This window comes from Telluria sp. LT2P80, from assembly GCF_059685955.1.
Window position 1 is genome coordinate 1217068 of sequence record NZ_JCASIO010000001.1, and the last position, 12385, is coordinate 1229452.

Genomic DNA, 12385 nt, shown 5'->3' on the forward strand with positions numbered 1-12385 from the left:
CCGCATTTTACCGCGCCCGGGCTTCGCGCGGAGGGGCTGGCGGGGTTGGCGGTTCCGGGGGGCGGGTCAGCGTGGCGTTCTCGCCAACGGCAGGCAGTGCCCCATAGCTGCGGCGCCCGCGCAGGAATGGCTCTTCGACGATATTGAAGCTGAGGGTGGCCAGCGCCCAGGTGACGGCATAGGCGCACGCAGCCATGAAAGCGGCGTTCAGCCAGCCGATACCGGTCGGGCGCATCAGGCCGACCGCCTCGGCCAGCACGTGCAGCACCGCCATGTGCAGCAGGTAGAACGAAAAACTGATCTTGCCGCCGTGACTGAAGATGCGCCCGAACCGACCCTGCACACCGGGCTTGAAGGCGACCCAGGCCAGGATCAGCAGCGCCCAGCCGGCGCTTTCGAGCATCGTCCAGATGATCCAGAACGACGCATGCGGCGCGGTCAGGAAGCTGGCATTGATGTGCATGAGCCGCGTATTCCCGACCACCAGCGCGGCGCTGGCAAGCACCAGGAAAGGCGCCCAGCGGCGCAACGTGGCTTCATGGCGCGCGTAGGTCATCGCCGCGATCATGCCGATGATGAACTGGTCGAAGCGTCCGACGAAGGTGCTGAAATACATCAGCGTGCTGTTGGTATTGACGGTAAATGCCGCTGCCTTGAAGAACAGCAGCAGCACCAGCCAGCCGGCCAGGTAGCGCACGCCCCGCTCCATCGCAAAACGCGCCAGAAACGGGAACACCAGGTAAAACAAAAATTCAAGGGAGATCGTCCAGGCTGCGCCGGTGATGACGGTCTGCGACGTGGGCGGCATGCCGAGGTTGGATGCGAAGAAGAACAGCAGGTCTTGCGGCTGGAACTTGTCGCGCGAAATTGACGTGGCCACCAGGAAGATCACCACGTACAGCGGCGCAATGCGCAGCACGCGGTTGCGCAGGAACTCGCCATACCGGATCTGGCGCTGGCGCAGCGCGATCTGCATGAACAAAAAGCCCGACAGCGTGAAGAACAGGCCCACGCCGGTATGGCCTTCGATGATCATGGAGGTCCACGGATTGACCAGGCCATTACCGCCGAGGCGGCGATATTCCAGGTGAAAGTGGAACAGGAACACGAGCGTCGCCGCCAGCCAGCGTAGCTGATCGATACGTGGGTTGTACTGGATGTTCAGTGACCGCATGGCATGCCCTGGCGCTTTTGCACAATGCAATATAGTAACTGACAAGGTGCCATCGCCGTTGCCTGTATCGACCGGCAATCGTCTTTTTGGGACTGGGTTCTAGACAGCCACGCCCAATGCCTGAAAAACGGGCAAACGCGTTGTGTCGAACGCATGCGCCTGGCTGCGCAGCATCTCGGTCTGGCGGGCATCGTCCAGCACTGGCTGACCATCCTTCATGATGCGCTGGCCTTGCGCCTGCAGCGCGGCAGCCGCGAAATCGGCCAGCGCTTCGATGCTGGCCGCACCAACGCTGCGCGCCAGCAGAAACAGCTGGTCGATACGGCGAACCGGGAAGCCGCCGCCCGTCACCGGCGAAGCCAGGCAACCGACATCTTCGGCATAACGCGCCATGGCGCACAGGCGGGTATTGAGCAGCAGTGCGCCGGCCCTGGCAGCGTCGATGGCCTCGTCGGCCTGGGCCGGGTGCAGGTTGCCGGCGCCGGTCAGGAGCATGACTGCCTCGACGATCCGGGTCAGCGTGGCGCCGTGCGGGGCCAGCGTGACTTCGAGTTCGCCCAGGCTGTGCGGCTGGTGGTCGGCCAGCGCGTCGAGGATCGGGCGGTAGACGTCCTCGTGCAGGTTCGCTTCGCCCAGCGCGCCACTGACCTTGAGCTTGACCTTGGCGGCCGGCGTGGCCAGCACCACCCGCATGGCGCGCAGGCGCTCGGTGCGGTCGGCCGGCGCCAGCCGGCGCGCGCCGCGCACCCAGTAATCGCGCCGGAACAAGCGGTTGACGATGAAGTCACGCGCCGTTTCGCGAAAGCCCGCATCCGGGATCGCGGCCAGCAGATCCTGCTGCTGCGCGGTCAGATTCAGCATCGGCACGTGGTCGATGAACTGGGCCGACGTGGCGTAGCTCAGCCGCGCCCCTTCCATCCAGGTGCGCATCTGCGCGAACGGCATCGGCTGCCAGTCGCGGTTGAAATATTCGTGCGCCAGATAGCGCCGGTCCTGGCTGCGCAGGCGCTTGAGGTGCTCGGCCACCTGGGGATTGACCTTGCCGTACAGCGCCCCGCTCGCGACCAGCCCGTCGACAAAGTCGAGCGCCGCGTCGATGCGCGCCGCAGGACCGATACCGGGCGGATTGAGGGCCGCGTCGAAGCCGGCCATCAGCTCGGTCAGCGGTCCGGTCGCGGCCCAGCCGGGCTGGGTGTTGTAGCTGACATAGACAACGCCGCCCACCTTGAGCTTGCGCTCGATGAAGCTGGCGATCACGCGGCGGTTGGCGTCCGACACCCAGCTCCAGATGCCGTGCAGCGCGATGAAATCGAACTGCGGCAGATCGGCACGCTGGCAATAAGCCTCGAAGGCCTCATCGGACAGATTGGCTGCCAGCGGCAAGTCCTGCGCCAGCTCGCGCGCAAAACCGACCTGAGCCGGATTGAAGTCGGTGCCATGCCAGGCCGCGCCGGCCGCGACCGCATGGATATTGATGCTCATGCCCTGACCAAAGCCCAGCTCACAAGCGGTCTGGACATCCGGTGGGACGATGCCCGCCTCGAGCAGGGCCAGCCGGGCACGCAATGGGTTGAGTTCGGGATAGTAGCCGTAGGTATAGGCTAACTCGGTCATGTAGCCTTCGGACCAGTCGTGCATGGCGTTCCTGTCGGTGATGGGGCAATGCGAGGCACTCTAGCACGGCGTATCCGGGACGCATATGGCGACCTTGCGCGGCCATCCGGTACGGTGTGTTGTTAACGCAAAAACGTCGTTCCTGCCTGCGCAGGAACGACGTTTCCAGTCTGCTGTCAGCAGCGCGCCGGTATGTCTGGCGCGCCGTGCGGCAATCAGCCGCGCTTGTTGCGACGGGTAAATGCCAGGCCAGCCAGTGCCAGACCCATCAGGGCAACGCTGCTTGGCTCAGGCACTTCAGACTCGAGTCCGGTGACGCGCAGATTATTCACGTTCACGCTCAGGCCTTTGTCCAGACCCAGGGTACGAACGCCGATCGTGTTGAACGACGCCAGGTTCGTGTTGCCAGTTGCCTTCAGGTCGGCGCCGGTCAGCGACGCCTTTTCGGCAGCCGTTGCATTGAGCCACATGTCGAAGCGGTTGTAGGTCGTCGAGCCAGCGGCCTTGTACAGGTTCGCGAAGATGTTGTAGGTGGTGCCTGCAACCAGGTTGCTGTTGTTCATGAACGGGCCGCTTTCGCCGCCCAGGCGAGCGAACAGGTCGTTGGTGCAGGTACCGTTACCGCAGTTTGCCTTGAAGCCGACGTTCGGACCTTTGTAGGCTTGGGAAAGATTGTTCGAATTGCCGAACCACAGGGCCAGGAAATCGTTGTTGTCGACCGTTGCGCCCGTGTAGGTGAAGTTGAAGTCGATCAGCACGCTGCCGCTCTGGGCTGCCGGCATCACATTGGTGTAGGCAGTGTTGCTGTCCGAGTTGAAGGTCAGCGTTGCAGGAATGGTAGCGGCCGAAGCAGCACCGGCAGTCAGCGAAAGGGCCAGCAGAGCGATATTACGGATCATTGTTGTTTTCCTAGTTGATCAAAGTTTGTACAGCGCAGCCCTCCTATAAGCAAACTTGGTGCCAGGTCGTTACCTACCATACAAATCAATGACTTATTTGATATTCATCAATGCTATGAAGCAATAGTGTAAATCTATTCGACAAGCATATGGCAGGCTCCTGACGGTTGGCGCGGCTGACTGACTTATAATGTCGGCCTGTCCGTTCACCGCTTTTTCTTCTTTATCGCCATGTCTTCCGCTCAACAGTACGTCAACATCGCCGCCTACAAATTTGTCACGCTCGACGATCTGGAAACCTTGCGCCCGCAGTACCAGGCGCTGTGCAACGAGCTTGCTCTCAAGGGCACGGTGCTGCTCACGCCGGAAGGCATCAATATGTTCTTGTCGGGTACGCGCGAGCACATCGACGCGTACCTGGACTGGGTGCGCAGCGATGCCCGCCTGGCCGACCTGACATGGAAAGAAAGCCTGTCGACCGAACAGTCGCACAAGCGCATGCTGGTCAAGATCAAGAAAGAGATCATCACGATGCGCATGCCGCTCATCAAGCCCGAACTGGGCCGGGCGCCGGCGGTCGATCCCGTCACGCTCAAGCGCTGGCTCGACCAGGGCCACGATGACGACGGCGTCGAGGTCGTGATGATGGAAACGCGCAATGCCTTCGAAGTCGACGTCGGCACGTTCGAAAACACGCTCGATTACCGCATCGACAAGTTCACCGAGTTTCCCGAGGTCGCGGCGCAGCACCGCGATGCGCTGGCCGGCAAGACGGTCGTGACCTTCTGCACCGGCGGCATCCGCTGCGAAAAAGCGGCAATCCACATGAAGGAAATCGGCTACGAGCGCGTGTACCAGCTGGAGGGCGGCATCCTGAAGTACTTCGAGGACGTCGGCGGCGCGCACTACACGGGCGACTGCTTCGTGTTCGACTACCGCACCGCGCTCAATCCGAAGCTCGAGCCGACCGAGACCGTGCAATGCTTCGCCTGCCGCGCCGTGGTGACGCCGCGCCAGCAACTTGCACCGAGTTATGTGTATGGCGTGTCATGCCCGCACTGCATCGGCAGCAGCAACGCTGGCCAGGCAGCAGCCGGCGAGGCTGCAGCCGGCGAAGCCACGGCCTGATTCAAGCCAGCGGCGCCACGCCGACCAGGCCCACATCCTCGATGGCGGTGCCGTCGGCGCCCACGATACGCGCGATCCACGCATCGACCACGACCGGGTCGGCCGCGTCGAGCGCGCTTTTGGCATCCTTGACGGTGGCGAGAAATTCCATGGCCAGCGCCAGTCCCGCATCGCGGCCGTAGGCTGCCACTTCGTTCAGCGTATCGAGGCGCAGCGTGAAGACGGTGGCCATAGCCGCCTTGCCGTTGAACACGATTGCATCGGCGCCAACCGCCGCTTCTGAAATTTCCCTGACCGCGTCGTCGATCGCGATGACGCCACGGTCGATCAGGTCAGCCCAATAGGTGATACCGACGGCTTCGGCGTCGCGCCCGAACAGGTGGTCGTAGATTTTGGTGACCACGGTGCGGCTGTCCATGTGGCTGTAGTTGTCGCGGTATTCCTTTGACTCGGCAAAGGAGCGCGAAATATCATCGGGTGTCACCACATTCCCGGCCAGTGTATCCATCCAGTAATCGAGCCCGACAGGATCGGCCGGGCGGCCAAAGTAGGCGACGTAGAGTTGCTGGACTTCGAGTGCATTGACGGCCATGGAAGCGTTCCTCGATTGGTAATAAATTGATATTAATCCAATCGAGGCAAGTGCAGTGCAAATCCGTCCGGCAGGATCAGCGGAAGAACGCCGCGATTTCGCGAATCGATTCCGGCTCGAGCGTGCCGGCGGCAGAGCGCAGGCGCATCAGGCCGACAAGGTAGGAATACCGGGCCTGGGCCAGGTCGCGCTGGCTGGTGAACAACTGCTGCTGTGCATTGAGCAGGTCGAGGTTGATGCGCACGCCACCCTTGATGCTCTGCTGGGTGGCGGTCATCAGGAGCTTGCCCGAATCGACGGCCTTGACCAGCGCATCGATCTTGCGCCCGCTGCTGAGCACGAGGTCGTGCGCGCGACGCAGCTCGATCAGGATCTCGTTGCTGCGTGCATCGAGCTCGGCCTGGGCGCGGCCCAGATTGGCTGCGGCCTGGCGCGTGGTGGCATTGACCGAACCACCTGAATAGATCGGGAAGTTGACCTGGAAGCCCACCGCGCGGTTGGTCGATTCGGTGCCACGAAGATTCAGCGTTTCACTGTCGTTCTTGCTGTAGGCAGCCACCAGATCCACGCGTGGCAGGTGCCCGGCGCGGTTGCGGTTGATGTCCAGGCGCGCGTTTTCCACGCCCAGGCGCGTGGCGGCCAGCGTGTTGTTGCGCGCCAGCGCCAGGCTGCGCCATTCTTCGAAACTGCCCACATTGAGCGTGACCGGACGGAAGTTCTCGGCCAGCTGGTCGAGCGAGCCGGGGTCGGTGCCGATCACGCCGGCCAGCGTGTTGCGCACGGCGACCACATTGTCCTGCGCCTCGACCAGCTGGGCCTCGGCCAGGTCGAGCCGGGCCTGGATTTCCAGCATGTCGGTGCGGGTGCCCTCGCCCAGCTGGAACAGGCGGGTGTTTACTTTTTGATGCTCGACGTAGGCATCGCGCTGCACACGCGCCAGCGCCAGCTGGTCTTCGGCAAACAGTGCGTCCATATAGGCGCTGACGACGCGCACCGAGACTTCATCCAGGCCTGCTTCGTAGGCTTGTTCGGCCTGCTCGCTTTGCACCTTGCCCTGGCGGTAGCGCTGGATGCCATCCATATTGAACAACGGCTGGCGCAGCTGCACGACCGACGAGCGGCTCAGGTAACGCGGGTGGCTCAGGCTCTGGACGTTCGGAACGTTGGTAGGCTGCAGCAGGTCCGTGATGTTGCGGTTGAACGAATGGCTGGCCGAAATCTGCGGCAGCAACTGCGCGCGGCCGAGAATGCGGTTTTCCTTGCCGCTCTCGTTCTCGAAGTAGCGCATGCGAAACACCGGATCGTTCTTGAGCGCGGCCTGGTAGGCCTGCTCGAGCGTGATCGCGCCGGCGCTGCCCGCAGCAGCGGCCAGCAGCGCGCCGGCCACCAGGGTGCGCAGGCGGGAGGTACGAATGGACGTCATCGCTTACTCCTCGCTCAGGGCCGTGTGGGCACGGTCCATGATCGGCTTGAACAGGTAGCTCATCATCGTGCGCTCACCCGTCTTGACGAACAGTTCGACCGGCATGCCGGAACGGATATCCATATTGTTCGCGATGATTTTCTTTTCACCGGCCGGTGCCACCTTGACGTGCACCTTGTAATACGGGACACCGGTTTTTTCATCGACGGCGCTGTCGGCCGAAATATGGGTCAGCTCACCGTCGATGTGCGGGGTCTTGTTGGTGTTGAAAGCCGAGAAGATGAGCTCGACCGGCAAGCCTGCATGAACCTTGTCGACCAGATTGGTCGGCAGACGGCCGTCGATGATCAACGGTGCGTTGCTCGGGACGATGTCCATCATCTTGAAGCCAGACGGTACGACGCCGCCGTTGGTAAACACGGCCAGGCCGACCACGGTGCCGTCGGCAGGCGAACGCACTGCGACGTTGGTCAGCTCGAAGCGCTGGGCCATCAGGCGGGCATGCTGCCCTTCGGCTTCGCGTTGCTGGTCGTTGAGCTGGCTGCGCACTTCCTTCTGGTATTCCTGCAGGCGCTGCGCGCGGCGCATGGTCAGTTCGACCACCTGGCGCTGCGAGCGGCCGATATTGCCGATGTCTTCCGAAATGGCGCCGCCGAGCTGGGCATAGGTACGCTCCAGATCAAGCAGGCGGTTGCGGGCAACATAGCCTTCCTTGGCCAGGTCGCGCATGCCGCCCAGCTGCTCTTTCAGGAAACCGACCTGCTCCTTCTTGCTGTCGCGCGATTCCTGCAGACCGGTAATCTGCATCTTGAGGCCTTCGATACTGGCGTCGACGCCCGACAACTCATTCTGCAGCGCGCCCTGGCGCGACATCAGCAATTGTTCTTGCGAGCTCATCAGTTCACTGATGCGCGGTTCGCTGCGGCGTGATTCCAGGTCGGCGGGCCACTTGATCGTGCGGGAACCATCGCGCTCGGCCAGCAGGCGCGAAACGCTCGCCAGAGCCGACAGGTATTGCGCTTCGGTGGCTTGCACTGCGGACTGGGCCACGATTGGATTCATGCGCACCAGCACCTGGCCCTTCTTGACCACGTCACCATCGCGCACCAGCAATTCCTGAACGGTACCGCCGCTCAGGTGCTGCACGGCCTGGCGATTCGATTCGCTGGCCACGGTGCCGGACAATGGCACGCCCTTGTCGAGCGGCGCCAGCAGGGCCCACAGCATGAAGCCGCCAAAGCCGAGCAGGACGACCAGCCAGCCGATGCGGGCAAATGCGCGCGCATCGGTCTTTACTTCGAGCGGGGTCACGTCATGGGTAATGACGTCCGCTGCATCTTTCTTAAGCAACTTCATCAGTTAATTTCTCCAGGTGCTGGCGCTGCAGTCGCAGCGGGGGCAGCAGGCGCTGCAGGGGCTGCCGGGGCAGCGGGTGCGGTTGGGGTTGGGGCTTGCGGTGGCGTGGCGGCGGCATCGGGGGCGAGGCGCTCCGGCACGGCATAGCGCGACCGGTGAGTTTTCTCGGCAGCCGGCTTCGCGCCACCCTGCTGTGCAACGCGCTGTTGGGCCGCTTCGACGGCTTTCTGGCTCGCTTCCTGCATCGCCGTCATTACCTGCTGGGTCGGGCCAAAGGCCTGAACCATGCCATCTTTCATGACCAGCAGTTTGGTGGTCACGCCCAGGATGCTTGGACGGTGCGTGATCAACACGATGGTCTTGCCGCGCTTGCGCAGTTCGAGCACGGCGGTGACCAATGCCTGTTCGCCGACTTCATCGAGGTTCGAGTTCGGTTCATCGAGCACGATCAGGGCCGGATCGTCGTACATGGCGCGTGCCAGGCCCAGGCGCTGCTTCTGGCCGCCGGACAGGCCGCCACCCGCGTCGCCCAGCGGCGTGTCGTAACCCTTCGGCAAGCGCAGAATCATCTCGTGCACACCGGCGCGCTGGGCGGCGGTGACGACTTTCTCGGCATCGACTTCGCCAAAACGGGCGATATTTTCGCTGACGGTACCGCTGAACAGTTCGATGTCCTGTGGCAGGTAGCCGATGTTCGGGCCCAGCTCCGCCTTGTTCCACTGATAGATGTCGGCGCCGTCGAGACGGACCTTGCCCATCATCGCCGGCCACACGCCCACCAGCAGGCGCGCCAGCGTCGACTTGCCCGAGCCACTCGGGCCGATCACGCCCAGCACGTCGCCGGCCACGATGCCAAAGCTCAGATTGCGCACGATCGGCGTGGTGACGCCCGGTGGCGCTGCCGTGATGGCTTCGACCGTCAGCTTGCCTTCCGGTTTCGGCAGCGCCATGCCGGCAGCACGTGCCGGGTTGGTTTCCAGCAGCTTGGTGAGGCGCTCATGCGCGCTGCGGGTGCTGCTCCAGCTCTTCCAGACGCCGATGACTTGCTGTACCGGCGACAGCGTGCGGCCGACCAGGATCGATGCGGCAATCATCATGCCGGGGGTAATCTTGTTTTCCAGGACCAGCAGTGCGCCAAAGCCGAGTACGAGCGATTGCAGCGCGGTCTGGACGAACTTGGTGATCGCGCCAATGGTGCCCGCCTTCTGGCTGGCATCGGCCTGCAGCGACAGGAACTTGCCATGGGTCTTGAACCAGCGGCCCATCAGGTTTGGCAGCATGCCCATCGATTCGATGACTTCGGCATTGCGCAGATTGTTGGTGGCCATCGCGCTGGCAGCCACGGCCATCGAGTTCGCCTCGGACAGTGGCGCGCGCGTGACGCGTTCGTTGACGACGGCCAGGACGATCAGAATGATCGTGCCGCCCAGCGCAAACCAGCCAAGTGCCGGCTCGAACAGGAAGATGACGAACAAATAGATCGGGAACCATGGCGCATCGAAGAAGGCGAACAACGCATTGCCAGTCAAGAACTGGCGCAGGCTGGTCAGGTCGCTCAGCGCCTGGCCGGCATTGCCGCCGCTCTGCTTGAGGTTTTGCTCGAAGGCGGCGGTATAGATGCGCTTGTTGAGCATCATGTCGAACTTGGCGCCGACCCGCACCAGCACGAACGAGCGCACGACCTCGAGGCAGGCGATAAACAGGAACGCGCCCAGCATCAGCAAGGTCAGCATCAAGAGCGTGATCTCGTTGCGGCTGGCCAGCACCCGGTCATACACCTGTAGCATGTACAGGGATGGCGTGAGCATCAGGACATTGATGATCGCGCTGAACACCCCAATCGTGATAAATGTGCTCTTGAACGCGAGCAATGCGCGTTCGATTTCGTTTTTAGCGTTTAGCAGTTTTTTCATGGACGATGATCTGAAGGCAGAATCGGGGCAGGGCTGGTTGACCCCGCATGTTGCCGTAGTACAAGCAACCAGTTAGCGCGTTCATTATGCCGTATAACCCTTAAATTTTGTGACAGAGATCACAAATTATGAGCTTTCTGACTACATTCAGTCGCATCATGTCCACAACAGACTCATACAAGGCAGGCGTAAAAAAACCCGCCACCTTGCGGTGGCGGGTTTTGGCGTTACCAAGCCCGCCGAAGCGGGCTGGATAATTAGGCGCCTGCCTTCATCGAGATGATGCCATCGACCAGTTGCAGGTCGGTTGCGTCAACGCCGACCAGGGTGATGACAGTGACGTCGCCGCTGGCCGAACCGAAGTCTTCGGTTTCGACGTGGACTTCGGTACGGGTACCGTTCTGGATGAAGAAGACTTCCATTGCGGCGTTATTGCCGGTGGTCAGGGCGCCGCTGTTCACGACGTAACCGTCGCCGATGACCAGAGCATCCGAACCCGAGCGGCCGAAGGCGCTGATGGTCACTGCAGCTTCATCGCCCAACAGGAAGACGTCCGAAGCCGAAGTTGCAGCTGCCGAAGGATTGTCCAGCATCACTGGGGTGTTGTAGCCAGCGGCCGTGAAGGCAGCATCTGCATCAACGATTGCCTTGTTCAATGCAGCCAGCTCGGTCTTCAGAGCGCGCGCTTCGGTCAGGTCAGCAATCGCGTCAGCCAGCTCTTTGATGTTGGTGTTCGCATTGGTGATTGCAGTGTAGGCAGCGGTGACAGCAGCGACTTCATCCGCATTGTCGCCACCCAGCAGTGGATCAGTATTTGCATCGGCCAAGTCATCAGCAGCGAAACCTGCATCGATATCAGCATCGACGTCAGCAGCCAGAGCATCGCGCAGAGCGGTCACGCCTGGGTACTTGACTTCGGTCGCGCCAGTTGCCAGCACGAAATTACCGCTTGCATTGATCGAAATCAGGTTGACGGTGGTCGTGCCATCAACAAAGGTCACAACTGGGACTGCAGCGGCGCCAGCGGCCGGAGCAGGAACCAGGGTGATATCCAGCGAACCACCGACGCGGGTGTTCAGTCCCGAAGCAGCAACGTCGAGTTCAACCTGGGTATCTGCAGCCAGTTCGATTGCAGCTGCGTTAGCAGCAACTGCAGCGCGCTGGTTAGCGATTGCAGCGCTCAGACCAGTGATGGCAGCAGCGTTAGCATTGGCGGTGGTCAGTGCAGTGTTAGCATCGGCCAGTGCCTTGGTGTTGGCAGTGCGCTGATCAGCGATCAGGGCAGCTTGCACAGATGAGGTAGCGCCGGTGTAAGCAACACCACCAACTTCAGCATCTACTGCAGCGATTGCTGCGGTTTCAGCGGTGCTGATCGCGCTAGCAGCAGCAGTTGCCGTTGCGAATTCGTTAGCTTCCAGGAAATCAGCCAGGTTGTCGTCAGCAGCTTCAACAGCAGCCAGGCCGCTCGACAGCGTGAATGGGGTGCCGGCTTTGACGACAGCAGCAACTTGTGCGGTCAGGTTAGCTGGCGCGATTGCGGTTGCCAGGGTTGCATCGGTGGTGACGGTCTTGATGAACGCTTTAGCCAGGGTCAGTGCCGAGTTACCCTGATAGCCTGCGTTTTCAGCAGTGGTGTCCAGAGCAGCGGTGAAGGCGGTCGAAGCAGCGACCTTGTTTTCGACGGCTTCTGCGTCGGTGGTCAGTGCTGCTTTTGCAACTTCAGCAACGATGGTGTCGACCTTGATGGTGCCGTTGGTCAGCAGGTTTGCCCAGTAGGTGCGGCCAGCTGCATCAGCGTCGCGACCGAACAGGTTTTGATAGATGTTGTTGACGATCTGGGTGTTGGTCTGACCGAAGTAGGTCACGATGTATTCTGGCGATGCGGCGAAAGCGGCCGACACTGCAGCGGTTGCGCCGGCGTTGGCTTCAACGACGTTGGTCCAGTAGTCCAGGCCTGCGGTGTCAGCAGGACGACCGAAGTAAGCAACGTACATTTGTTGAACTGCTGCAACGTGGGTGGTGACGATAGCCATGTGTAACTCCAAAAAAAATGAGATCGATCGATCGAATGTTGATTCTTTATTGCAAGAGCCGAGGACACTCTTGAAGTCCAACGAGCCGCATCATGACAGATACGTCGGCATGACTCGTGTGACGGCCATCACAGTAATGACCAAGTTTTCCTAAAAAATGACAATTTCCAGACAAAGTTGCGGGATCAAACCGATTCTCTCCGGAGATTCTCTTCAATTATCACAGGGTACACTCAGAATCTTGTACTTTGAT

At 61.4% G+C, this 12385-nt stretch carries 9 protein-coding genes; 1 reads left to right on the top strand and 8 read right to left on the bottom strand.

The window, feature by feature from the left end; translation table 11 throughout:
- Nucleotides 1–7: 7 nt before the first annotated feature.
- From AC56LW_RS05305 to AC56LW_RS05315, 3 genes are all read right to left on the bottom strand, one after another.
- The gene (locus AC56LW_RS05305) at nt 8–1174 is read right to left on the bottom strand and encodes an acyltransferase family protein (protein ID WP_499632397.1); all 1167 of its coding nucleotides are present in this window, start codon (nt 1172–1174) and stop codon (nt 8–10) included.
- Between the two features lie 99 nt (nt 1175–1273).
- Nucleotides 1274–2812 (bottom strand): methyltransferase regulatory domain-containing protein, encoded by a 1539-nt coding sequence (locus AC56LW_RS05310; RefSeq protein ID WP_499632400.1) that lies wholly within the window; start codon nt 2810–2812, stop codon nt 1274–1276.
- A 191-nt stretch (nt 2813–3003) separates the two neighbouring features.
- Nucleotides 3004–3687, bottom strand: coding sequence for a PEP-CTERM sorting domain-containing protein (locus AC56LW_RS05315; protein WP_499632403.1), 684 nt, complete (start codon nt 3685–3687; stop codon nt 3004–3006).
- A gap of 231 nt (nt 3688–3918) precedes the next feature.
- On the opposite strand from AC56LW_RS05315, the gene AC56LW_RS05320 reads away from it, so the two are divergent.
- On the top strand, nt 3919–4815 hold the full coding sequence (locus tag AC56LW_RS05320) for a sulfurtransferase (protein ID WP_499632406.1): 897 nt from the start codon (nt 3919–3921) through the stop codon (nt 4813–4815).
- Nucleotide 4816: 1 nt separating this feature from the next.
- Here the strand turns inward: AC56LW_RS05320 and AC56LW_RS05325 are convergent, their stop codons facing one another.
- From AC56LW_RS05325 to AC56LW_RS05345, 5 genes are all read right to left on the bottom strand, one after another.
- Nucleotides 4817–5407 (bottom strand): DUF4214 domain-containing protein, encoded by a 591-nt coding sequence (locus tag AC56LW_RS05325; protein ID WP_499632409.1) that lies wholly within the window; start codon nt 5405–5407, stop codon nt 4817–4819.
- Between the two features lie 76 nt (nt 5408–5483).
- Nucleotides 5484–6830, bottom strand: coding sequence for a TolC family outer membrane protein (locus tag AC56LW_RS05330; protein ID WP_499503662.1), 1347 nt, complete (start codon nt 6828–6830; stop codon nt 5484–5486).
- Nucleotides 6831–6833: 3 nt separating this feature from the next.
- Nucleotides 6834–8186: an HlyD family type I secretion periplasmic adaptor subunit gene (locus AC56LW_RS05335; RefSeq protein WP_499632412.1), complete on the bottom strand. Its 1353-nt coding sequence runs from the start codon at nt 8184–8186 to the stop codon at nt 6834–6836.
- Complete coding sequence (locus AC56LW_RS05340) at nt 8186–10099, bottom strand: type I secretion system permease/ATPase (protein ID WP_499632415.1); 1914 nt, start codon at nt 10097–10099, stop codon at nt 8186–8188. Before AC56LW_RS05340 ends, AC56LW_RS05335 begins: the two co-directional genes overlap by 1 nt.
- A gap of 257 nt (nt 10100–10356) precedes the next feature.
- Entirely contained in the window at nt 10357–12132 is a 1776-nt protein-coding gene (locus tag AC56LW_RS05345) for a DUF4214 domain-containing protein (RefSeq protein ID WP_499632418.1), read from the bottom strand.
- Between the last annotated feature and the right edge of the window lie 253 nt (nt 12133–12385).

Coding starts and splice junctions, on each gene's coding strand:
- AC56LW_RS05305 (WP_499632397.1), bottom strand. CDS start 1,174: ATGCGGTCACTGAACATCCAGTACAACCCACGTATCGATCAGCTACGC.
- AC56LW_RS05310 (WP_499632400.1), bottom strand. CDS start 2,812: ATGCACGACTGGTCCGAAGGCTACATGACCGAGTTAGCCTATACCTAC.
- AC56LW_RS05315 (WP_499632403.1), bottom strand. CDS start 3,687: ATGATCCGTAATATCGCTCTGCTGGCCCTTTCGCTGACTGCCGGTGCT.
- AC56LW_RS05320 (WP_499632406.1), top strand. CDS start 3,919: ATGTCTTCCGCTCAACAGTACGTCAACATCGCCGCCTACAAATTTGTC.
- AC56LW_RS05325 (WP_499632409.1), bottom strand. CDS start 5,407: ATGGCCGTCAATGCACTCGAAGTCCAGCAACTCTACGTCGCCTACTTT.
- AC56LW_RS05330 (WP_499503662.1), bottom strand. CDS start 6,830: ATGACGTCCATTCGTACCTCCCGCCTGCGCACCCTGGTGGCCGGCGCG.
- AC56LW_RS05335 (WP_499632412.1), bottom strand. CDS start 8,186: ATGAAGTTGCTTAAGAAAGATGCAGCGGACGTCATTACCCATGACGTG.
- AC56LW_RS05340 (WP_499632415.1), bottom strand. CDS start 10,099: ATGAAAAAACTGCTAAACGCTAAAAACGAAATCGAACGCGCATTGCTC.
- AC56LW_RS05345 (WP_499632418.1), bottom strand. CDS start 12,132: ATGGCTATCGTCACCACCCACGTTGCAGCAGTTCAACAAATGTACGTT.